This is a genomic window from Paenibacillus massiliensis 2301065 = DSM 16942, from assembly GCF_000377505.1.
Lineage (GTDB): Bacteria > Bacillota > Bacilli > Paenibacillales > Paenibacillaceae > Paenibacillus > Paenibacillus massiliensis.
This window is the reverse complement of sequence record NZ_KB898199.1, coordinates 81,516-103,310: the sequence shown is the minus strand read 5'-3', so window position 1 is coordinate 103,310 and position 21,795 is coordinate 81,516. Positions and strand designations below refer to the sequence as shown.

At 51.3% G+C, this 21,795-nt stretch carries 20 protein-coding genes; 1 reads left to right on the top strand and 19 read right to left on the bottom strand.

Translation table 11 applies throughout. The features are described 5' to 3' along the window. Positions 1-48 precede the first annotated feature (48 nt). From recG to D328_RS0123810, 3 genes are read right to left on the bottom strand one after another with little or no spacing between them, the layout of a single operon-like run. Positions 49-2,097, bottom strand: coding sequence for an ATP-dependent DNA helicase RecG (recG, locus tag D328_RS0123820; RefSeq protein WP_018887563.1), 2,049 nt, complete (start codon positions 2,095-2,097; stop codon positions 49-51). Positions 2,098-2,100: 3 nt separating this feature from the next. Then, entirely contained in the window at positions 2,101-2,967 is an 867-nt protein-coding gene (locus tag D328_RS0123815) for a DegV family protein (RefSeq protein ID WP_018887562.1), read from the bottom strand. Positions 2,968-2,999: 32 nt separating this feature from the next. After that, entirely contained in the window at positions 3,000-4,799 is a 1,800-nt protein-coding gene (locus D328_RS0123810; RefSeq protein ID WP_018887561.1) for a DAK2 domain-containing protein, read from the bottom strand. 394 nt (positions 4,800-5,193) lie between these two features. Here D328_RS0123810 and rpmB point away from each other — a divergent pair, with 394 nt between their 5' ends. Continuing rightward, positions 5,194-5,382: a 50S ribosomal protein L28 gene (rpmB, locus tag D328_RS0123805; protein ID WP_018887560.1), complete on the top strand. Its 189-nt coding sequence runs from the start codon at positions 5,194-5,196 to the stop codon at positions 5,380-5,382. A 300-nt stretch (positions 5,383-5,682) separates the two neighbouring features. Here rpmB and spoVM read toward each other — a convergent pair whose 3' ends face one another. The 16 genes from spoVM to D328_RS0123725 all read right to left on the bottom strand — a co-directional run bounded on the left by spoVM (position 5,683) and on the right by D328_RS0123725 (position 21,780). Further along, on the bottom strand, positions 5,683-5,763 hold the full coding sequence (spoVM, locus tag D328_RS29680; RefSeq protein ID WP_010345573.1) for a stage V sporulation protein SpoVM: 81 nt from the start codon (positions 5,761-5,763) through the stop codon (positions 5,683-5,685). A gap of 167 nt (positions 5,764-5,930) precedes the next feature. Further along, positions 5,931-6,329 (bottom strand): RidA family protein, encoded by a 399-nt coding sequence (locus tag D328_RS0123795; protein WP_018887559.1) that lies wholly within the window; start codon positions 6,327-6,329, stop codon positions 5,931-5,933. A 309-nt stretch (positions 6,330-6,638) separates the two neighbouring features. Then, positions 6,639-7,307, bottom strand: coding sequence for a ribulose-phosphate 3-epimerase (rpe, locus tag D328_RS0123790; protein ID WP_018887558.1), 669 nt, complete (start codon positions 7,305-7,307; stop codon positions 6,639-6,641). 3 nt (positions 7,308-7,310) lie between these two features. After that, positions 7,311-8,228, bottom strand: coding sequence for a ribosome small subunit-dependent GTPase A (gene rsgA, locus D328_RS0123785; RefSeq protein WP_018887557.1), 918 nt, complete (start codon positions 8,226-8,228; stop codon positions 7,311-7,313). Between the two features lie 123 nt (positions 8,229-8,351). Further along, a complete protein-coding gene (gene pknB / locus D328_RS0123780; RefSeq protein ID WP_018887556.1) occupies positions 8,352-10,574 on the bottom strand; it encodes a Stk1 family PASTA domain-containing Ser/Thr kinase in 2,223 nt (740 codons plus the stop codon). Then, on the bottom strand, positions 10,574-11,347 hold the full coding sequence (locus D328_RS0123775; protein ID WP_018887555.1) for a Stp1/IreP family PP2C-type Ser/Thr phosphatase: 774 nt from the start codon (positions 11,345-11,347) through the stop codon (positions 10,574-10,576). The genes pknB and D328_RS0123775 overlap by 1 nt, the downstream gene beginning before the upstream one ends. A 7-nt stretch (positions 11,348-11,354) precedes the next feature. After that, complete coding sequence (gene rlmN, locus D328_RS0123770; RefSeq protein WP_018887554.1) at positions 11,355-12,398, bottom strand: 23S rRNA (adenine(2503)-C(2))-methyltransferase RlmN; 1,044 nt, start codon at positions 12,396-12,398, stop codon at positions 11,355-11,357. A gap of 450 nt (positions 12,399-12,848) precedes the next feature. After that, positions 12,849-14,306, bottom strand: coding sequence for a 16S rRNA (cytosine(967)-C(5))-methyltransferase RsmB (rsmB, locus tag D328_RS0123765; protein WP_018887553.1), 1,458 nt, complete (start codon positions 14,304-14,306; stop codon positions 12,849-12,851). Next, positions 14,303-15,289, bottom strand: coding sequence for a methionyl-tRNA formyltransferase (gene fmt / locus D328_RS0123760; protein WP_018887552.1), 987 nt, complete (start codon positions 15,287-15,289; stop codon positions 14,303-14,305). The genes rsmB and fmt overlap by 4 nt, the downstream gene beginning before the upstream one ends. Positions 15,290-15,300: 11 nt before the next feature. Continuing rightward, positions 15,301-15,792, bottom strand: coding sequence for a peptide deformylase (gene def / locus D328_RS0123755; protein ID WP_018887551.1), 492 nt, complete (start codon positions 15,790-15,792; stop codon positions 15,301-15,303). Between the two features lie 81 nt (positions 15,793-15,873). Then, positions 15,874-18,408, bottom strand: a complete 2,535-nt coding sequence (priA, locus tag D328_RS0123750) for a primosomal protein N' (protein ID WP_018887550.1) — start codon at positions 18,406-18,408, stop codon at positions 15,874-15,876. A gap of 5 nt (positions 18,409-18,413) precedes the next feature. Next, a complete protein-coding gene (coaBC, locus tag D328_RS0123745) occupies positions 18,414-19,634 on the bottom strand; it encodes a bifunctional phosphopantothenoylcysteine decarboxylase/phosphopantothenate--cysteine ligase CoaBC (protein ID WP_018887549.1) in 1,221 nt (406 codons plus the stop codon). Between the two features lie 93 nt (positions 19,635-19,727). Further along, complete coding sequence (gene rpoZ, locus D328_RS0123740; RefSeq protein ID WP_018887548.1) at positions 19,728-19,928, bottom strand: DNA-directed RNA polymerase subunit omega; 201 nt, start codon at positions 19,926-19,928, stop codon at positions 19,728-19,730. A 61-nt stretch (positions 19,929-19,989) separates the two neighbouring features. Continuing rightward, on the bottom strand, positions 19,990-20,562 hold the full coding sequence (gmk, locus tag D328_RS0123735) for a guanylate kinase (protein ID WP_018887547.1): 573 nt from the start codon (positions 20,560-20,562) through the stop codon (positions 19,990-19,992). Between the two features lie 13 nt (positions 20,563-20,575). Then, positions 20,576-20,836, bottom strand: coding sequence for an extracellular matrix/biofilm regulator RemA (gene remA / locus D328_RS0123730; protein ID WP_005548256.1), 261 nt, complete (start codon positions 20,834-20,836; stop codon positions 20,576-20,578). 53 nt (positions 20,837-20,889) lie between these two features. Next, positions 20,890-21,780 carry a YicC/YloC family endoribonuclease gene (locus tag D328_RS0123725; protein ID WP_018887546.1) on the bottom strand — a complete coding sequence of 297 codons (891 nt, stop codon included), beginning with the start codon at positions 21,778-21,780 and terminating at the stop codon, positions 20,890-20,892. Positions 21,781-21,795: the final 15 nt, after the last annotated feature.

Genomic DNA, 21,795 nt, shown 5'->3' with positions numbered 1-21,795 from the left:
TCAAAATTCAATCATCCTCAATATATGACGGGAAGAACGTGAATTTGCCTAATCCATAACATCTCCCTGAAAAATCTGCTCCTGCTGCAAATAATCCCGCAAGGGAGCATAGGAGGAGGAGGTCCAGAAATCCTTGTCCTCTATCAATTGAACTGCATCCTCACGTGCACCCTCCAGGATCTCGAAATCAGCTACCATATCCGCTATACGAAATTCTGGCAGACCGCTCTGCTTGGTCCCGAAGAAATCTCCAGGCCCACGCAGCTCCAGATCCCGCCGGGCCACCTCAAAGCCGTCATCCGTCTCGGTCATCACCTTCATCCGTTCCTGACCTACCTCCGACTTGGGATCGGCAATGAGCACACAATAGGAGCTATGCGCTCCACGCCCGACACGTCCACGCAGCTGATGCAGCTGAGAGAGCCCAAAGCGCTCCGCATCCATAATGATCATCAGGGTCGCATTAGGCACATCCACGCCTACCTCAACTACGGTGGTAGATACGAGTAGCTGGATTTCATTCGCGTAAAAGGCCCGCATGACCTCTTCCTTCTCCGCAGCGCTCATCCGTCCATGCAGCAAGCCTACACGATAGGATGGGAAGGCCTGCTGCATCTGAATATGCAGGTCGATAGCATTTTGAACATCCAGCTTATCCGATTCCTCAATTAATGGGCAAATGAAATAAGCCTGTCGCCCTTGATCAATCTCACGCGAGATGAAGCCAAGGACCCGATCCATCATATTGTGCTTCACCCAGTAGGTGGAGATTGGAATCCGTCCCTTGGGCCGCTCGGAAATCGTCGATACATCCATATCCCCGAAGGCCGTAATAGCCAGCGTACGCGGAATCGGTGTGGCCGTCATGGTGAGCACATCCGGATTGTAGCCCTTGCGGCGTAATATACTGCGCTGATTCACACCAAAGCGATGCTGCTCATCCGTGACCACAAGACCAAGCTGGCGGAAGTAGACGTCCTCCTGAATCAGCGCATGCGTACCGACGATAATGTCCGTAAGACCCATTTGCAGGGAACCCAGCAGGTCCTTGCGCTTACGCCCATTCACACTGCCTGTCAGCAATGCTACGGTTACTCCGAACGGCTCGTACATCTTCTGTAGTGAGCGCATATGCTGCTCAGCCAAAATTTCCGTCGGCACCATCAGTGCACCCTGAAAGCCGGAACGAACGGAGGCATACAGCGCAATCGCTGCGATAACTGTCTTCCCTGAGCCAACATCCCCCTGCAGCAACCGGTTCATGCTGTAGGGCGAGCGCAGATCCGCCAGAATCTCCAGCTCTACCCGCTTCTGCGCATCCGTCAGCTCAAAGGGCAGACTGCGTACGAAGCTGCGAATCGTCGCATTATCCGCCGTATGTACCACACCGTCTGCACGGCCACGATTGAGCGCCCGGAAGGCCTGCATCTTCATCTGGAAGAGAAATAGCTCCTCATACACCATCCGGCGCCGCGCATCCTGCCCTTCCTGGTTATCCTGAGGGCGATGAATGGACGCAATAGCCTGCTTGCGTGGCATGAGCGCATACTTCGTCATGAGCTGCTGTGGCAAAATTTCAGGGATCATCTCTCCGTACTGCTCCAAAGCCTGATTCATCATCTTTCGCATCCAGGATTGAGTAATCTTGCCCCCTACCGAATAAACAGGCTGAAGCGTGCCTGAACGAGACGTGCCTTGATCAGGGAATTCAGAGTCTGATACCGTGAGCTGCATTCGCTTCATATCCCACTTTCCGGTTACAACAATCTCCCGCCCCGCCGTCAGCTGCTCCTTCAGAAAATGGCGGTTGAACCAGGTAGCACTGAACATCCAGTCCTCTGCCATCAGCTTGCATGTGAGACGGGATTTGCGTCCATAGCGCTGCAACACAGGAATCCCTATAATCTTGGCCTGTACCGTGACTTTCTCCTGATCCTTGGCCTCGGTTAATGAACCTAACCGATAGTCATCATATCGGTAAGGATAATATTCCAGCAGCTCCTTGATATTGGAGATGCCAAAGGCGTGAAGCTCCTCTTCCTTAAGAGCACTCACGCCGTGGATTTGTTTCGTACGTATTTGATCCAGATTCAGCATACCTCAGACCTCATCTCCTGCAGGCCACGCGTAGACAGCAAGTGTACCAGGACCCACATGGGTGCCAATGACAGCACCAATCTCACTGTACTGCACCTCTTCCACAGCAAAACGCTCACGCAATAGCTGAAGCAGGGTATCGGTAGAGGCTTGATTCGCGGTATGGCCTACAGCCACATTAATTTTTTGTCCCTGCAAATCAGCTTCTAGCATCTCGACAATACGCAACATCGCTTTTCTCTGTCCTCTCGCCTTCTCCATCGAGTAGATGATCCCTTCCTGGTCGATGGACAGAATGGGCTTGATGTTCAACAATGTGCCGATCATAGCAGCGGCTTTGCCGATCCGGCCGCCCTTCTGGAGATACTGCAGCGTATCTACGAGGAAAAACAAACGTCTTTGCTCTCCCATCCGCTCCAGCTCACGCAGAATAGCATCTTTGTCCGCTCCATTTGAAGCCAGCTTGGCTGCCTGGACAACCAAGGCACCATAGCCGAAGGAAGCGGATTTGGAGTCTACCGTAGTTACAGCTTCTTCACGTTCCAACATGGTAACGGCCAGCCTCGCGGATTGGTACGTGCCACTCACCCCGGAAGATAGGTGAATAGACACAATATGAGCATCAGGGTGCTGCTCCAGAATTTCGCTATAGACCTTGAGAAACTCCGCAGGAGATGGCTGGGATGTCGTAGGCAGCTCTGCCGCTTGAACGAGTCGTTCATAGAACTGTCCGGCAGACATCTCCACTCCATCGAGATAGGCTTGGTCACCGAACATGACTGTGAGCGGCACTACATGAATTCCCCACTGCTTAACCAGGTCTGCAGGTATATCAGCCGTGCTGTCCGTTACGATAAATGTCCGGCTCATCCGTCCGTCCCCTCTCTGCAATCAGATTGATATCAGGATTCTACCGAGAACAGGTATGAGTAGATCGGCTGACCTCCATCATGTACTTCAATGTCGATCCCCGGATACTCTTGCTCAATCCAGGATACGAGCTCCTCGGTCTCGGCTGGGTCGCTATCCGAGCCTGTCAGCATCATCACAAGCACCGCTTCATCCACACTGCCGAGCATCTTGGACAACAGCTCACGGCAGGTAGGAATCAATTGCTCCTCGGTAGCTACAATCTTGGAATTGTGAATCCCGATATAATGTCCGGCCTTGATCTCCATCTCATCAAGTACCGTGTCACGCACTGCATATGTCACCTGCCCGGATTGCACCCGGGTAACTGCCTCTGCCATATTTTCCAGATTTACACCGAAGCTCTCTTCCTCCTGGAAAGCAAACGCAGCCGCAATTCCCTGCGGAATGGTCTTGCTCGGAATAACGAATACCTGGCGCTCATCCTCCAATAGCTCACGTGCCTGCTCAGCAGCAAGAATAATATTAGAGTTGTTCGGCAGGATGTAGATGTACTCCGCCGCGATGGAACGGACCGCATTCACGAAGTCCTCCGTGCTCGGATTCATTGTCTGTCCTCCAGACAGCACTACATCTACGCCCATGCTCCGGAAAATGTTCGTAATGCCTTCACCCGGCGATACGGCAATGAAGCCATGCGGGGCCAGCTCATGAGCAGGCAATTCGGAAGGCTCCACCGTGCGGGCAGGCTCTGCCGGAATCTCGGCGAACCATTCTGGCGCAGGAGCCACGTCCATACCCGCTGTTAGCAGTTCACGGTGCTGCTCGCGCATGTTCAGGATACGAATCTGGGTGATCTCCCCATATTGGAGTGCCAAATTAAGGACCTCTCCTGGAGCCTTGGAGTGAACATGTACCTTGACAATATCCTCATCCGCAATGACGATAATGGAATCACCATTCACTGATAACGCTTTCTCGAATTTCTCCTCATCAAATGGCTGTCCATTCGATTCGCCCAGATGGCGATTGATGAAGAACTCCATATCGTACAGGAACTCAATATGCTCTGTCTCCAGCTTGGCTTGCGCGGATAATGGAGCATCATAGGATGGAGCCACTACCGATGTCGGTACAGAGCCTGCTACTGGCGAGACCGCTGAAGCTGACGTTGTCGATGCAGCCGTATGGCGAACCTGTCCTGTAGCTGTCGTTCCGCTGGAGAGATACTGCATGAATCCTTCATAAATATATACAAGCCCTTGTCCACCAGAATCAACGACACCCACCTGCTTGAGTACAGGCAGCATCTCCTGTGTCATGGCGAGCGCTTCCTTCGCCTTGGACAGCACCTCTGCCATGAGCTCCGGAATATCATTGGCCCGACGGGCATAATATACGGCATGCTTGGCAGCTTCCTTCGCAACGGTCAGAATGGTTCCTTCTACGGGCTTCACCACTGCCTTGTAGGCAGCATCCACACCGCTTTGCAAGGCGGCTGCGAATTGCAGAGTATTCAATTCCTCGTATGGGGCAGCGTAACGGCTAAACCCGCGAAACAACTGAGACAGAATTACCCCTGAATTTCCGCGAGCCCCCATCAGCAGGCCTTTGGAAAGAATCCCCGACATCACACCAATCGATGCAGAATCTCCTTTCGTGATCTCGGTTACGCCTGCATTCATTGTCAGATTCATATTCGTTCCCGTATCACCATCAGGCACCGGGAATACATTCAGGGAATTGACGTGCTCGGCATGCTGTTGCAATTGTTCCGCTCCGGCTAACACCATTGCGGTAAAATCTGTTCCATTCAAAGAACGCTTACTCAATGAGAATTCCCCTTCCTCGCTTTATGCATATCGTCCTCAGGTATACACCAAGTGGCCGTATCGTCGATCTGATTATTACTTAGAGCAAAATGAAGCCGCCGACATGTGGGCAGCACATGTAATAAGACCAACATCTATAGCCCGGGTCATGCCTGGCCCAGGCCGGTAAGGCTTTCCATTATTAATATGTCAATTTGTCACCTGGAGTATGATGGACTACTCAATATTGTACTATAACGTGCAATAGAAATAAATAAAGTTTTTGGATATATTGACGAAGGTTTTTTAACTATGATATGATATTCAAGTATTGTTTTGTTGAGAGTAATACAACTCACGAATAAAAAGCAACTGGCCTCTGTAAGGGTTATTTTTAGAATAGGAGGTGGAATCTATGTCTCGTAAATGTTATGTGACAGGTAAGAAACCTGGAAGTGGTAACCACGTTTCTCACGCTAACAACCGTAACCGCCGTACTTGGGGCGTTAATGTGCAAAAAGTTCGCATCCTGGTGAACGGTAAGCCAAAACGTGTATTCGTTAGCACGCGCGCGCTGAAAGCTGGCAAAGTAACACGCGTATAAGACAATTAATATGTATAAGCAAAAGGCACCTCGTCATGAACGGGTGCTTTTTTGGTTATATCAGAAAGTATGGACCCCAGCGCCCCCTGCTCCCTGATATGGTAAAGACATACTGCAGAGCACAGGCTATCACTGGAGTCATTCAGTCTCCCTTGAGGATATCCCTGATCAGCAGTAGTTTGGGATATCAGCTCAAATGGACATGAGGCATGATCCCGTGTGTTCACCCGTTCTCGGCAGCCCGCCCGCATCTGCAGCCTGTACAGGGAACATGCCTGTATGTGCCACTTTGCATGTCCTTCAGTTTTTCTGAAATGTATTCAGGATCGCCTTCACAAAACCTCCCAGGAACTTCGGCAGCTTGATTGTATAAAACTTCATGCTTCACCCTCCCCATCATCCTCATGCATCATTCATCCTAGTCTATGCACCCGATTGCAAGTTGTTGCCCCATAAAAAAAGGCTACATGAGAACACCCTCATGTAACCATATCTATGCATCAGTCTTCAGGCCTATGACTTTCTAACGGACAGTATTGCCTGTCAGCTTATACCTTGGCTGCCCAGATCTCGATCTCAATCTTGATCTCTGGCAAGCCTAGCTCCGATATGTAGCCAATGGTCATCGCCGGAAAGGTCTCGCTGAATAGCCGTCCCCACTCAGCATATAAATGCTCCCAATCAATCTTGTCAACGGCCCATATATTCACCTTGATGACATCGGAGGCAGTTAGCTGCTCAGATGCAAGCACCATCTGAATGTTGCGAAACGTATTGCTGATCTGTTCATTCATGGACTTAGGGAATTGTCCCTGTGAATCCACTCCTACTTGGCCTGAAGTCACGAACAGCTCGGCATTTCTAGGAATGCGGGTGATATGCGTGTACTGGCCGACAGGCGCTGGCGCACCCTCTGGATTCCGTCGTGTTATTGTTGTGTTGTTCATTATACATCCACCTCATCAATTTGGATTGTCCTGCTTGTCTTCTCTAATAGCCCTGAGATACATCTGTAATTGGACAGACTGATCCCATTGTCAAAATTCTAGAAAAAGACAGCAATAGAGTACCCATAGCCAACAGCTAACGAGTGTAGTGTTCTTTTCTTCATGCCTGGGCAGCTCCTCTCCGCAAATTGATAAGGTTATTAAATAAAACCCTGCCAATGATTTTAGCACACTACGAGTTGAACAGCAAACAAGCCCTTGTCTACAGAAGGTAGAATAGGGCCTGTTTGCATGCCTTCAACCAAAAGATCAGAGTACTCGACCCTCAGCATGTGCGCGGATCGAAGCAATGGCAGCGGCACGATCCTCTCGTCCGAATACAGCACTGCCAGCCACTAGAACATCAGCGCCTGCCTCCGCTACCAGAGCTGCGGTGGACTCGGCTATACCGCCATCCACTTCAATATGTACGTCTGGACGCCCCAGCTCGTTAAGCCAGGAACGTATTTGTCTGATTTTTCCGAGCGTGCCTGGAATGAAGGATTGCCCTCCAAAGCCAGGATTAACCGTCATCACCAGCACCATATCCACATCATTCAGTACTTCCTTAATGACATAAGGGGAAGTTCCTGGATTCAGAGCCACTCCACACAATGCGCCCTGCTCCTTGATCATATGCAGCACTCGATGCAGATGCGTACAGGCCTCTGCATGAACCGTCACAACATTAGCTCCAGCCTTGATGAAATCCGTAACATAGCGCTCTGGCTGCTCGATCATTAAATGAACATCAAGCGGAAGATTGGTATACGGGCGGATCGCCGCCGTAATGGCTGATCCCAAGGTTATATTAGGCACAAAATGACCATCCATAACGTCCACGTGAATCCAGTCTCCACCTCCAGCCTCAGCCGCAGCTACCTCACTGCCCAGTCGGGCAAAATCTGCTGACAAAATCGATGGCGCGATCTTTACCATACTTCAGTACCTCCGCTTCTTCTCTTTCATTTCCTCCATGAACTGCACATAGCTGCTATATCGGCTGCGAGCAATCTCTCCGCTCTCAACAGCATCTCGGACCTTACAATCCGGTTCATGGATGTGTGTACAGGCTCGGAACTTGCAATCCGCCGACCGCTCTGAGAACTCCCGGAAGCATACAGACAATTCCTCCACGCCAAGCTCAAGAAAATCTAACTGGCTGAAGCCAGGTGTATCGGCTACCAGACCACCATGATCGAGCGGAATCAGCTCCACATGTCTGGTCGTATGCCGTCCTCTGCCCAGCTTATTGCTAATTGCGCTCGTCTCCAGAGCAAGCCCGGGTACAAGTGCATTCAGCATGGAGGATTTACCAACACCGGATTGCCCGGAAAAGACACTAATCTCTCCGGCCAGCATGGCTTTTAGTTCCTGTGTACCTTCTCCTGTAATCGAACTGGTCACCAGCACCCGGTATCCAATCTGCTCATAGAGCTCTCGTACCGTATCTAGAGCAGTGTCATTCTGTACCTGTTGCTCCAACAAGTCACGCTTCGTGAGACAAATAATCGTATCCAACCCTGCATGCTCAATGTGAACCAGGAACTTGTCCATTAATGGGAGGTTGAGGTCAGGCTCACGCAGCGAGAATACCAAGACAGCGAGCGTCGTATTGGCTACAGGGGGACGAATCAGTTCTGTGCTTCTCGGATGAATCTCATCGATCATCCCTTCCCCATTCTCGGTATGAGAATACATCACGCGATCCCCCACCAGCGGCGAGACTCCTCTTTTCTTGAAAATTCCTCGCGCACGGCACTGAGTCACAGGTTCGTTCGGTAGAAGAGCTCCTTGCTCATCCACAGGAGCGGCATAATAATATCCGCTTAGCGCCTTAATAATCCGGCCTTCAGGCATATATCAGGATGTCCTCCTTTTGTTGAGTCAGTCGGCTCAGGCAGGATCTAGAAGAATCCTGCCTGAACGATGTTGTAGCCTATCAAGTATCGTTGTTGCTGGTGTTGCGTTTTTGTCATACTTTTAATTATTACCATTTCCATTTCCGTTATCATTACCGTTGCCATTTCCATTCCCGCGTCCCACATGCTGGCTTGCCTGCTTGATTGTGCTATTCGCTCCATTACCGCTATTCATGGCTGAAGGATCAGTCGTCTCGCCACCATTCTCCCCACCCGTAGCATCCGGTTGCTCTGGAGTAATTGCAGGATCTGCTTCTTCCTCTACAGGCGGTATCTCTGGCTCCGTGCCTGCAGGTGGAGCGACTTGTGGCATTTGAACGGTACCATTCTTGGCATCAACGTAAGTTACGATATAGTTATCTACAAATTTGCCATCACGTGTCACAGAGACGACCGCATCCTTGTTCGGACGCAGCAGCAGATCGACGGTGACAATCTGCGTGGTATTCAGGGTTCTTGTTCCCCAGTCCTGATTATCGCCACGGGCATCGGTAACAGTCACTTTGATCTTGGCATTCTTGCCTTCCTCTGCTGGTACTAATGGCAGCTGGAATGGCACCTTGATCGCTTCTGGCGGGTATCCTGTACTCACATAGATGGTAATCTCGGAGCCTGGGGCCACGTCCGCACCTGGTTCGAATGGCCATTGCTTCGTAACCTTGCCCTGCTCAATCTCATAGCTAGTCTCTTCCTTCACTGAGACAAGCTTAAGCTTCGCATCACTCAATTCCTTCTCCGCTTCAGCTCTGGACTTGTTCGTAAGATCAGGCATGGCTATTGTCTCAGAGCCTTTACTTACGGACAGCGTCACCTGTACCTCATCCGGATTGAATTCCTCATTTGCTGCAGGAATCTGATCCGTAACGGTTCCTTCATCTGCCGAGTCGTCAAAAACCTGCTTTTGCTTGATACGATCCTCGGTTATCCCCTTGGATACCAGCAAGCTGACTGCATCGTCATAAGATTGCCCGGTTACACTAGGCATTGGCGTGAGCGGCTTCTCCGTACCGACAGTCACCTGGATAAGCGAGCCTTCCTTCACTAGCGCCCCCTCGGGCTGGCTCTGCTTAAATATAATTCCGGGCTCAATCCCTTCCTTATACTCCTGCAGAACCGGATCTGCCAGCTCCAGGCCTTGTGCGGCCAAAGTCGCTCTCGCTTGTTCCTCGGTCTGTGTGACCAGATTAGGCACCTTGACGTCGGAGACCTCAAATGCCTTATCAACAACGATGACCAGCACGGCCATGAGCGCAAGTACTACAAGCGTTAGCGTGACCCAAAAGGCCAAGCGTTTCTTCTTCTTCGGCTGCTCAAGTGCTGTGTCCTCTTTCATTTCCTGCAATGAATCCCGTCCTCCACCGTTCCGTTGGGACATGCCCTGCTGATGCGGCTTGATTGCCGGGATAATTCGGGTCTGCTCCACGTCCTCTTCCACGTAGAACTCTGCTTTAGGTTCGTTCCTGCGCTCTGGCAGCAGACAGGTCTCCAGGTCAGCTAGCATCTCATCAGCCGACTGATAGCGTTCATCCGGATTTTTACGCATTGATTTCAGAATAACGTTCTCTACACTCTGAGGAATGAGCGGGTTCACACGGCGCGGCTCCTCGAATTCCTCCTGTAGATGCTTCAGTGCCACACTGATCGGGCTTTCACCCAAAAATGGCAGCTGGGCCGTGAGCATTTGATACAATACAATACCTAATGAGTACAAATCCGATTTCTCGCCAGTCGTAATGCCCTTTGCATGCTCAGGAGAAAAATAATGCACTGAACCGACAACAGAGCCTGTCTGTGTAATGGTCGTAGAGGTTACTGCTCTAGCGATACCAAAATCGGTTACCTTGACACGTCCATTCCGTCCAATAAGAATATTATGCGGCTTAATATCCCGGTGAATAATCTGGCTTTGGTGGGCATGCTCAAGTGCATCACAGATTTGCGAAGCGATTCGAACAGCCTCATCCACTTGTAGCGGAGCACGCTCTTTGATAATTTCATTCAAATTCTGCCCCTCTACATACTCCATTACAATGTAATGCACCTCATCCTCCTGGCCAACATCATAAATACTGACCACATTAGGATGAGATAGGGACGCAGCAGACTGGGCTTCCCTGCGGAAACGACGAATGAACTCTTCATCATGCACAAACTGCTGACGGAGCACCTTGACAGCCACATAGCGATTCAGCAGTATATCCTGGGCCTTGTAGACAAGCGCCATGCCTCCGCCGCCGACACGTTCAATGATCTCATACCTTCCGCCCAACAGATGTCCGATCATCATTCATACCCCTTTTCATCAGCAGATGCCTCGGGACGCGGCTGCTCGAACAATGCAACCGTAATATTATCGTCGCCCCCCGCAAGCAATGCCAGATGAAGAAGCCGGTCCGCACGTTCCTCCAGCGGAATATCACCAGCTCCTACCACCTTGCCAATCTGTTGTTCGTTCACCAGGTTACTCAATCCATCGCTGCACAGCAGCAAGACATCACCTTGCTCTAGGCTAACTGCATCAAGGTCAACTTTGACCTCTGCATCTGTGCCCAGGGCACGCGTCAGTACATTACGACGCGGGTGACTCCCGGCCTCTTCTTTACTAATTTGCCCATTTTTGAACAATTCGTTCACTAGTGTATGGTCTTCCGTAATCTGCCGGACCTGACCACCGGATATGATATAAGCACGACTGTCCCCGATATGCCCTATGACACCTCTAGTATCATTCAGCAGCACGGCAACTACGGTTGTGCCCATGTTGTGATATTTATCATTTTTGGCAGCTGTCTGATAGATCACTTCATTCGCATGAAGAATGGCATCACTGAGCGCAGCTGACAAAGATTGTTCCGACAAGCCCGTCTCCAGCGTGGCCAGATCCGCAGCCAGTGTCTCAACAGCGAGACGACTAGCCGTATCACCTGCAAGGTGCCCTCCCATGCCATCAGCTACGATACCCAGAATGTAGCCCTGCTCCAAATGTCTGATCCAGGCTGAATCTTCATTAACGGAACGAACGCGTCCCACATGGCTGACATGAACTGTTTTAATCAAATGAACTTCACCCCAACTCCATATGCTTAGCCCGAAGCTGGCCGCATGCCGCGGCAATATCGTGGCCCTGTTCGCGACGGATGGTCACGTTGATGCCCTTCTCTGCCAGCTTGCGCTGGAATTTGAAAATGTCATTGCGTGAGGTACGGACGTATTTGCGCTCAGGTACATGATTGACAGGAATGAGATTCACGTGGCACATCATATCCTTCAGCACATCTGCAAGCTCCTCTGCATGCTCCTCTCGATCATTCACGCCGCCGATCAAAGCATACTCGAATGTAATCCGCCGCCCTGTCTTCGCCAGGTAATAACGGAGTGAGTCCATTACGTCCTGGAACGGATAGCGACGATTCACTGGCATTAGCTTGGAGCGTAGCGCATCATTCGGCGCATGTATTGAGATCGCCAGATTAATCTGCGTATCTTCATCTGCAAATTTGTAGATATTCGGTACGATTCCGCTCGTAGACACCGTAATATGACGTTGCCCGATGTTTAGTCCTTTTTCATGAATCATCGTTCTGAGGAACGTCATGGTTGCTTCATAATTCTCGAATGGCTCGCCAGAACCCATGATAACAATGCTGCTGACACGCTCATCCCTGGTATCCAGGATTTTCTGTGCCTGGACTACCTGGGCCACAATCTCGCCAGCGGTCAGATTCCGTTTCAATCCACCCAGAGTGGACGCACAGAATGTACAGCCGATCCGGCAGCCCACCTGTGTGGTGACACAGATGCTGTTACCGTAATTGTGCTTCATAATAACCGTCTCAATCGCATGATCATCATGCAGCCCGAACAGGAACTTAACGGTTCCGTCCTTGGACTCCAGTCTTGTTATCTCCTTGAGCGTCACAAAGCTGAACTGCTCTTCAAGCTTCTCCCGCAGTGCCTTGGATAGGTTCGTCATTTCATTAAAATCATTCACACGCTTGACGTATAGCCAGTCGTAAATCTGACCTCCACGAAACGCCGACTCTCCCTGGTCCACAACCCACTGCTGCAACTCCTCATAGGAGAGATCATATATAAAAGGTTTTGTCATATGTTATTCACACCTGTTCTTCCATTCATTGAATTCCTGCCCGTCTGACTGTAATCAACCCGTGCAGTTTAATTTTTCATTCTTCCTATTTTAGCACAAATGAAAGAAGCGGTAAAAAGCTTTCAATCGAGCCGGTCTGAACAAGGCATGAATGTCCTTGGCCAGACCTGCCCTTCGTGCTGTATAGGTTCAACTAAAGAGTCTTTACACTGGCCACTCCGACGACAGAACCACATTCTGATCGCCGTTATCCCAGGTTTCTTTTGATATCCTTGTCATCATTTGTCTCTCCGTGTCATGTCCGGTCCAGCAGCACAAAAGCCGCCGGTTATAGATAGCCGACGGCTTACTAGACAATTCCACGGCAATGCAGCCCACAAGTTAACGGGAAAACGCTTGTCTGCTTTAATAGCATCTCAGCCTGTTTCAACTTCCACAGGTGACCATGGCCTACTTCATTCGTTGCAGACGGGCTATGTAGAAGCCGTCACTTCGAAAATGTTGCGGTAGTATTTGCAGGGAGCCCTCCTTACGCAGGGCTTCAGGTACATGGCTCCAGATGGAAGAGTCATCAGGCATAAGCCTGAAGTCCGGATGCTCTTGGAGGAATCGTTGAATCTGTCGCTCATTTTCGTTCGGTTCAATCGTACATGTGCTGTACACCAAAATTCCACCCGGCCTCAGCAGTACGCTCGTCTGCCGAAGCAAGTCAGCCTGTAAGGCGACGATATCCTGTACGTCCTGCTCGGATTTGCTCCAGCGCAGGTCCGGCTTGCGTCGAATAACGCCAAAGCCTGAGCAGGGAGCATCGAGCAATATTCTGTCGAAACTGGACCCGGCATATCGTACACCAAGCTCCTGGGCATCCCCGGTCACTGCCTCAATGCTGTCCAGACCCAGCCGCTCCGCCTGCTCCTGAATAAGCTGTCGCTTATGTGGGTGGAGATCATTGGCGATAATGGCGCCCCGATCCTTCATCAACTCTGCCATATGCGCTGTCTTCCCACCAGGTGCAGCACAGCAATCGAGCACATGCATGTCAGGCTCCGGCGCTACAGCCTCTGCTACCAGCATAGAACTCTCATCCTGCACAGAAAGAAGTCCGTCCTGGTACCAGGATGTAAGCGCCATATTGCCTCCGCTTCTGACTACAATCCCATAAGAGCTAAGCTCGGAGGGAACAGCATCCAATCCCGCTGCCTTCATCTCCTCCAATAGTCGCTCCCGCGATGTCATCGTCGTATTGACTCTGACACTGACCACAGGCGGCTCATTGTTCGCACGACAGATCTGTTCAGCGACCGCCTCACCATACTGGGTAATCCAGCGCTCGACCAGCCATTCGGGATGCGAGTGCTCCAGAGCAATACGACGGGCAGTCGGTAGATCCGCCGAAATCTGCAGCTTGTCCGGTTCACGCAGCATACTGCGCAAGACGCCGTTCACCATGCCAGATATACCCTGATGTCCTCGACGCTTGGCTATATTCACAGCTTCACTGACGACAGCATGAGATGGAATCCGGTCCAGATACACTAGCTGATAGACACTCATGCGTAGCAGACAGCGGACCCAAGCCTGTAGCTTGGCCGTCCCCTTCTGTACAAAACGATCCAGCAGGTAGTCCAGTGTAAGGCGCCGAGCTATCGTGCCATACACCAATTCTGTAACGAGACCGCGGTCGTTCGGCTGTAAATTAGCCTGTTGCAAACTGTTGTTCAACTCCAGATTACTGTATGCCCCTTCGTTCTCCACTCCGAGCAGAACGTCCAGCGCCACCTCACGAGCTGTGCGTTGCCGAGAAGTTTGCTTGCCTCCTGTCTGCTGTCGGTTCCCCGAGGAAGGCTTGTTCCCAGAGCGCGGTTTGCTCCCTTGCTCTGTTTGAGCCTTGCGGTTGCCCCCGCTCATGACAGGACCGTTCCCATCTTCATTTGTCCACCACGAGCAAATGAGCCTGCATTCATAACCTTCTTGCCCGCAGGCTGAACCTCGCGCAACCAGATACTTCCATCTCCAGTTCGCACCTCAATCCCATGCTCATTCACTTGCAGCACCTTGCCAGGAGCATCCGATTCCGTATACGTGTGTGAAAGGCTGGAATCAGCGTCCTGTCCATGAAGTGAAGATTGTGGCGGGGCAGCAGCCCACACCTTGAACACCTGTTCATCCCACATCGTGTAGGCACCAGAGAACGGAACGAGACCACGAATGCGATTATATATAGCCAACGAGGAGTCACTCCAGTTGATTCGCTCGTCTTCCCGTGTCAGATTGCGGGCAAATGTTGCGTCAGCATCGTTTTGCGGAGTGCGGCTGTTGGTTCCCTCTAGCACCGACGGAAGCTGCTCCAATAACAGCTTGGCGCCTGCCTCGCTCAGCTTGGAGAATATCGTACCTGAGTTATCCTCCAGCAAAATAGGTACCTCGACCTTCGCAATCATATCTCCCGTATCCAGCCCTTCCGCCATATACATCAAGGTGACTCCCGTTACCTCTTCCCCTTGAATAATGGCACGCTGGATCGGTGCTCCGCCCCGATAGCGTGGCAGAAGCGAGCCATGCACATTTAGACAGCCATGGCGTGGCATGTCCAGAACAGATTTGGGCAGAATTTGTCCATAGGCAGCCGTAACAATCAGATCCGGCTCCCATGCTGACAGCTCCTCCACAGCCTCCGGGTTACGCAAGCGTACAGGCTGCATGACAGGTAGACCATGGCGAAGAGCCGCCTCCTTCACCGGGGTTGGAGTCAACACCCGCTTGCGTCCTTGCGGCTTATCCGGCTGGGTTACAACACCCACCACTTGGTAGCCCTCAGCAAGCAGTGCCTCCAAGGAAGGCACTGCGAACTCAGGAGTCCCCATAAAGACGATCCGTGTGGAACTCTTCATCTGGATCACCCCTATTTGCGGCTATTTGGTCCCGGCTTCTCCGGAGACACCGCGTATATTTTTTCAGCAATATCCGTAAACAGTACCCCATTCAGATGGTCGATCTCATGCTGGAAGGCACGGGACAGAAGACCTGTCGCCTTCACAGTAATCGGTCTTCCTTCACGATCCAGCCCTTGTACCGTCACCTGCTCTGCACGGCGCACATCACCGTTGAAGCCTGGAATGCTCAGGCAGCCTTCAGCTCCAAATTGCTCTCCATCCTGCTCTATAATGACCGGATTGATCATTTTGATAAGGCCATGCTCGTCACCGGCATCGACGACGATCAATCTTTTGAGGATACCTACCTGCGGCGCAGCCAGTCCTACTCCCTCGGCGTCATACATCGTATCAGCCATATCATCCAGCAGCTTCTGAACGTTGCCGTTAATCTTGGTAACTTCCTTGGCAACCTTGTGCAATACATCATCAGGCTCTTTTACAATCATTCTAATCGACATAACTTAAATACACCTTCCTCTATCCTCAGCAATTTACTTAAAATATCTCTGTTCATTCATATATATATGCAGCTCATGAGCCTACATTAACATTTGTGGGTCTACATCAAGACTGATCTGAAGCTGTTGTGCCTGTGCGGCCTCTCCTAATTCATCAGCCGTTCTGCGCGCCAACTCGATGACGTCGATAGTCCCACGCCATTTTATCATACATTGGAATCGGTATCTATTCTTGATTCTCGGTATGGGCGAAGCTACGGGACCCAAAATATCCATAACATCAGCTGTAAAACGATCCATATTCCCGAACCAACCAAGTCGCCGCGCCTTCTCCTGAAGCAGTGCCGTGTAGTTCTCCGCCAGACGGACAAGCACAGGCAACTGCTCATGCGTGAAGGTAACAAGAATCAGCCGGCAGTAAGGGGGATAATGCAGATTACGACGATGCTTCAGCTCATCACGAATGAAGGAGGCATAATCGTGTCGGCTCGCATGAATGATGGAGTAATGATCCGGTGTGTAGGATTGTACAAAGACCTCACCAGGAAGCTGATGTCTGCCTGCTCGGCCAGCCACCTGTGTCAACAGCTGAAACGTCTTCTCTGCTGCACGGAAATCCGGCAAATTGAGTGCAGAATCAGCAGTGATTACTCCTACCAAGGTGACGTCAGGGAAATCAAGCCCCTTGGCAACCATCTGCGTTCCGAGCAGGACATCTGCCTTCTTCTCCCGGAAGCTCGTCAGGAGCTTTTCATGGGAGCCCTTCTCCGTGGTAGTATCCACATCCATACGAATGACGCGAATCCCGGGGAATAGCTTGGCCAGTTCCTCTTCCACCCTCTGCGTCCCTGTCCCGAAATATCGGATATGCTCACTGCCACAGTCCGGGCATACCTCGGGAGCCTGAGCGGCATATCCACAATAGTGACATCGCAGATTGTGCGAGCGCTGATGATAGGTGAGGGAGATGTCACACTCAGGACAGCCTGCCACATAACCACAGCTGCGGCACATCACGAACGTAGAGTAGCCACGGCGATTCAACAGCAGTACCGTCTGCTCCCCCCGTTCCAGACGCTGGGCAATTCCCTGATGCAAGGAACGGCTGAACATGGAGCGATTGCCTGCACGTAGCTCCTCTCTCATATCCACGATATGAACCTCAGGTAACGTATTGCCAAGCGCACGCTGATTCATTTCCAAGAGAAGCGGAGCGAATTCGTCATTGCTCTGGGAGCGGGCTGCATGGTAGCTCTCCAGCGCTGGCGTAGCCGAGCCCAGAATTACAACCGCTCCATGCTGATGTGCACGTGTCACAGCTACATCTCGCGCATGATACTTAGGCGTCTCCTCTTGCTTGTAGGAGCCCTCGTGCTCTTCATCCATAATAATGAGACCAAGCCTGTCGAACGGAGCAAATACAGCTGAGCGTGCACCGATGGCGACCTTGACACGTCCCTCTCTGATTTTACGCCATTCATCATAACGCTCCCCGCCAGACAAACGGCTGTGCATGACGGCCACCTGATCACCAAATCTTCCCTTGAAGCGCTCGACCATCTGAGGAGTCAATGAGATTTCAGGTACAAGCACAATCGCTTGCCGTCCTTGTTCAATACAGCGGCTAATGCTCTGCAGGTAGATTTCAGTCTTACCACTACCTGTCACTCCATGCAGCAGAAAAGAACCATGTTCATAGGATTCAAGTTGTCGTATCACACGGTCATAGACTGCTTGTTGCTCTGTAGTCAGTTGCAGTGGACTTGAGGGCTTGAAATGCCGACCTTTGTATGGGTCACGGAACACCTCAACATCCTCAATCTGCAGAAGTCCCTTGCTCTCCAGTGCCTTAACCGTTGCAGCCGAGGTGCTAAGCGAAGTCAGAATCTCCTTGAGCGACAGCGGCAGGAACTCACGACGCTCCAGCAGGAAGCTCAAGACCTCCTTCTGTCTCTGCGCTTTCTTCGGAAAGCTGTCCAGCGCAAGTTCTGCTTCGCCCGGGGACACGGCAAGATTGACAGCCTTCAGCGTCTTCTTACCTACCTTATCCTTGATGACCTGATTCTCCTGCAGGACTCCCCTGCGTAGCAGCGACTTGATTACTGTGGCTTCACTCGGAAAATGGCGACTGAGCTGCTGCAGCGTCAGTTCGCCCTTGTTGCGTACAAAATGTACAATGTTGCGCTCAACCGGATCACTCATCCCATCATCTGCAAGCAGCACACCTGCTTCTTCGGCATCCGGGTCTGAGTCTGGCTCTGCCCAGGTCACATAACGCTCCGCTTTACCTTTTAACGCAGTCGGAATCATGGCTTGTAAAGCTACAATGTGATTGCAGGCATAACGTTTACTCATCCAGGCCCCAAGCTCCAGCAAATCCATGGATAGCGGGGGGACAAGATCCAACAGCTCCTGAATCGGTTTCAGCTTGAAACGGGTCTGCTCCGGCTTCGGCTCAATAGATGTTACAAAGCCTTGAACTGTCCGCTTGCCAAAGGGTACAGCGACTCTGCTGCCTGGTTCAATCCAGGTGCGCAGTGTCTCTGGGATTAAGTAATCAAAGGCACGGTCAGTGGCCTTCGCAGGAACATCCACGATGACTTTAGCAATATTCATCTGACTCACTCCGATCGAAGCCGCTCCGCTGCAATAAGTAACAGACGCCGGGCAATCTCCTGTTTGGACATGAGCGTCAGTTGCTCCACCAGACCATCCCTGTCATAGATCTGCACCGCATTGGTATCCGTTCCGAAGCCAGCCCCTTCCATCGTCACATCATTCGCAACGAGAAGGTCACAATTTTTACGAGCAAGCTTTCCGCGTGCATTCTCCTCAAGCTGCTCCGTCTCGGCCGCAAAGCCTATCAAATATTGATGTTGCTTGTTCTGTCCCATGGTCTCCAGAATATCAACGGTCTTGACCAGCTCCAGAACAAGGGTATCTCCATGCTTTTTCATTTTGTGTGCAGCAGCCTCCTTCGGACGAAAATCCGCAACCGCCGCTGCCATAATAACAATATCACTGTCATCCCACTGCTTTTTAACCGCCTGATGCATCTCATCGGCCGATTGGACCCGCTCCGGTACGATCCCGACAGGCAATGGCGCGGTGGTATGGGCAGCGATCAGATGCACATCAGCTCCCAGCTGGCGTGCGGCACTGGCGATGGCGAAGCCCATTTTGCCAGATGAATCATTCGTGATGTATCGGACCGGATCAATCCGCTCCACCGTCCCCCCGGCAGTAACGACAACCTTACGACCTTCCAGCGGCTTCTGTTTCAAGTCTATGCCCTGTTGTTGCTCGAAGAAACGCTCCACTACCTGCACAATGGTCTCAGGCTCCTCCAGACGACCCTTGCCAACATAACCACAGGCCAACTGGCCTTCTCCAGGCTCAATCATCATGACGCCACGCTCTACCAGCGTCTGCATATTCTCCATGACAGCAGGATGTGTATACATATGGACATTCATGGCCGGCGCTACCATAATCGGAGCAGTCGTCGCAAGTAATGTCGTCGTCAGCATGTCATCTGCGAGCCCAAGTGCCATTTTGCCAATGGTATTAGCCGTAGCTGGTGCCACAAGCACCAAATCTGCTGAATCAGCCAAGTCGATGTGGGATATGACTGAAGCATTTCGCTCGTCGAACGTATCTGTATAGACAGGATTTCGGGTTAACGATTGGAGTGTGAGCTCGGTGATGAACTGACGGGCCGAGTCAGTCATAATGACATGTACGCTCGCGCCCTTTTGGGTTAATTTACTGCATAGCATGGCTGCCTTATATGCCGCAATCCCCCCCGTGACACCCAGTACAATGGTTTTCCCCTTGATCATTACCAATTCCCCCTGACAGAAAAAAATAACAACCTTGCGGTTGTCAAAAAAGTAGGCTGAACGCCGATTTCTTTATCTGTATTTAAAAGCCTTCTAGTCCTCGGTACGCTCTACCCGCACATGATCATTGTAGATCTCTTCAAGCGCCACACCCACGTACTTGTGGGATTTCGGTTGCTTCAGCTCTGATTTCTCTCCCTCACGCAGCAGACGCGCACGACGTGAAGCCGCTACGACCAGCGAGTATTTACTGTCAACTTTATTCATCATTTCATCAATGGACGGATACAACATGATAGTACACCTCTTCATGGTTAAAAGTATTTTGCTGCTATTTGCAGCTTGCTACAGCTTGTTACAGACGTACTTTGCAATGCTCGGCAGTGATAATGGATTCAATCCGCTTGCAGGCCAATTCAATCTCGTCATTTACCACAGCATAATCGTAATGCCGGATCAGATTCATCTCATCCACAGCTACGGACATGCGGTGATCAATGACCGCTGAGTTCTCTGTACCTCTTCCACGGATGCGGTCCTTGAGCTCATCCAGCGATGGTGGCAGCAGGAATACAAATATCCCCTCAGGGAAGCTTTCCTTCACCTGCAAGGCTCCCTGCACTTCAATCTCCAAGAAGATATCCTTGCCCTGATTCAATGTCTCTTCCACGAAAGCACGCGGTGTGCCATAACAGTTCCCAACATACTCAGCATGCTCAAGCAACTGACCATTCAAGATCATGGACTCGAACTCTTCGCGGGTCTTGAAGAAATAGTTGACTCCGTCCTCCTCACCCAAGCGTGGCGAGCGAGTCGTCGCCGATACGGAATACGTCAGCTCCGGAAGTCGCTTCCGAAGTGCGTTGCCTACCGTTCCTTTGCCAACCCCTGACGGGCCGGATAATACAATCAATAGTCCCTTAGCCATATTACACTCCATTTTATTCATCATTGTCATCATCTTTGGTGGATAAACGATGGGCAACCGTCTCCGGCTGCACCGCAGACAAAATGACATGGTCACTGTCTGTAATAATTACCGCTCTGGTACGACGTCCATAAGTCGCATCAATCAGCATATGCCGATCTCTGGCCTCCTGGATAATGCGCTTGATCGGCGCCGATTCCGGGCTTACGATCGAGATGATGCGATTAGCCGACACAATGTTACCAAAGCCGATATTGATCAATTTAATAGCCATAATCCGGATTTTCCCCCTATACAAGTGACTGTAGCCGACAAGCCTGCAGGAAGCTACTCAATATTCGCAGCTTGTTCACGAATCTTCTCAAGCTCCGCCTTTAATTCCACAACCCGGGTGACCAATTCCAGATGATTCGCCTTGGACCCGATGGTGTTCACTTCCCTGTTCATTTCTTGAATTAAGAAATCCAATTTACGGCCAGCGGGCTCGTCCGATGACAGAAGTCCCTTGCATTGACCAAAATGGCTTTGCAGCCGGGTCAGCTCTTCATCAATGTTACAGCGATCGGCAAATAACGCAATCTCCATGCCTAATCTGTGCTCATCCAGCGAAAAGGAACCATCCTGCAGCTCTGCAAGCCTCTGCCGCAGCTTGATCCTGTAGTCCGCCACCACCGTCAGAGAAAGTTCGGCAATCTCGGCATGCAGTCCCTCCAGACGCGCAATACGGGACTGCAGGTCACGTACCAGATACTCGCCTTCCCTGCGTCGCATCGCCACCAGCCCGAGACAAGCCTCTCTGAGACCCTCGAGCAGAAGTTGGCTCCAGGCTGCATCATCCTGCTCTGCGTCCTGACCTTCAGCAGAAGTGAATATATCCGGCAGAGCCAATAGATCGCTAATACCAAGTTGCCCTTCCATGCCGTAGCGGCTGGCCAGCTCTCTGGAAGCCTGCAGATAGGCCTCAACAGCCACGTGGTTCAGTCGAACAGGCCGTGTCTGTTCCTCTTCCCGCTCGCGTTGAATGAATACATCGATTCTTCCGCGCTTGACGTGCTGTTGCACCTCTTTTCTCAAGCCGTCTTCAAACCGGGTCCATTCCTTCGGAATCCGCAACGACACCTCGCAATAGCGATGATTGACGGATTTGACCTCGAAGCGTACCTTGTAGCCTCCATAATTGAGGACGGCTTGACCGTATCCGGTCATACTTAATGACATCGGCATCACATCCAT

Excerpts from the sequence above, each read along its gene's own strand:
- recG (WP_018887563.1), bottom strand. The coding sequence starts at position 2,097 with ATGCTGAATCTGGATCAAATACGTACGAAACAAATCCACGGCGTGAGT.
- D328_RS0123815 (WP_018887562.1), bottom strand. The coding sequence starts at position 2,967 with ATGAGCCGGACATTTATCGTAACGGACAGCACGGCTGATATACCTGCA.
- rpmB (WP_018887560.1), top strand. The coding sequence starts at position 5,194 with ATGTCTCGTAAATGTTATGTGACAGGTAAGAAACCTGGAAGTGGTAAC.
- spoVM (WP_010345573.1), bottom strand. The coding sequence starts at position 5,763 with ATGAAGTTTTATACAATCAAGCTGCCGAAGTTCCTGGGAGGTTTTGTG.
- D328_RS0123795 (WP_018887559.1), bottom strand. The coding sequence starts at position 6,329 with ATGAACAACACAACAATAACACGACGGAATCCAGAGGGTGCGCCAGCG.
- rpe (WP_018887558.1), bottom strand. The coding sequence starts at position 7,307 with ATGGTAAAGATCGCGCCATCGATTTTGTCAGCAGATTTTGCCCGACTG.
- rsgA (WP_018887557.1), bottom strand. The coding sequence starts at position 8,228 with ATGCCTGAAGGCCGGATTATTAAGGCGCTAAGCGGATATTATTATGCC.
- pknB (WP_018887556.1), bottom strand. The coding sequence starts at position 10,574 with ATGATCGGACATCTGTTGGGCGGAAGGTATGAGATCATTGAACGTGTC.
- rlmN (WP_018887554.1), bottom strand. The coding sequence starts at position 12,398 with ATGACAAAACCTTTTATATATGATCTCTCCTATGAGGAGTTGCAGCAG.
- rsmB (WP_018887553.1), bottom strand. The coding sequence starts at position 14,306 with ATGAGCGGGGGCAACCGCAAGGCTCAAACAGAGCAAGGGAGCAAACCG.
- fmt (WP_018887552.1), bottom strand. The coding sequence starts at position 15,289 with ATGAAGAGTTCCACACGGATCGTCTTTATGGGGACTCCTGAGTTCGCA.
- def (WP_018887551.1), bottom strand. The coding sequence starts at position 15,792 with ATGTCGATTAGAATGATTGTAAAAGAGCCTGATGATGTATTGCACAAG.
- priA (WP_018887550.1), bottom strand. The coding sequence starts at position 18,408 with ATGAATATTGCTAAAGTCATCGTGGATGTTCCTGCGAAGGCCACTGAC.
- coaBC (WP_018887549.1), bottom strand. The coding sequence starts at position 19,634 with ATGATCAAGGGGAAAACCATTGTACTGGGTGTCACGGGGGGGATTGCG.
- rpoZ (WP_018887548.1), bottom strand. The coding sequence starts at position 19,928 with ATGTTGTATCCGTCCATTGATGAAATGATGAATAAAGTTGACAGTAAA.
- gmk (WP_018887547.1), bottom strand. The coding sequence starts at position 20,562 with ATGGCTAAGGGACTATTGATTGTATTATCCGGCCCGTCAGGGGTTGGC.
- remA (WP_005548256.1), bottom strand. The coding sequence starts at position 20,836 with ATGGCTATTAAATTGATCAATATCGGCTTTGGTAACATTGTGTCGGCT.
- D328_RS0123725 (WP_018887546.1), bottom strand. The coding sequence starts at position 21,780 with ATGTCATTAAGTATGACCGGATACGGTCAAGCCGTCCTCAATTATGGA.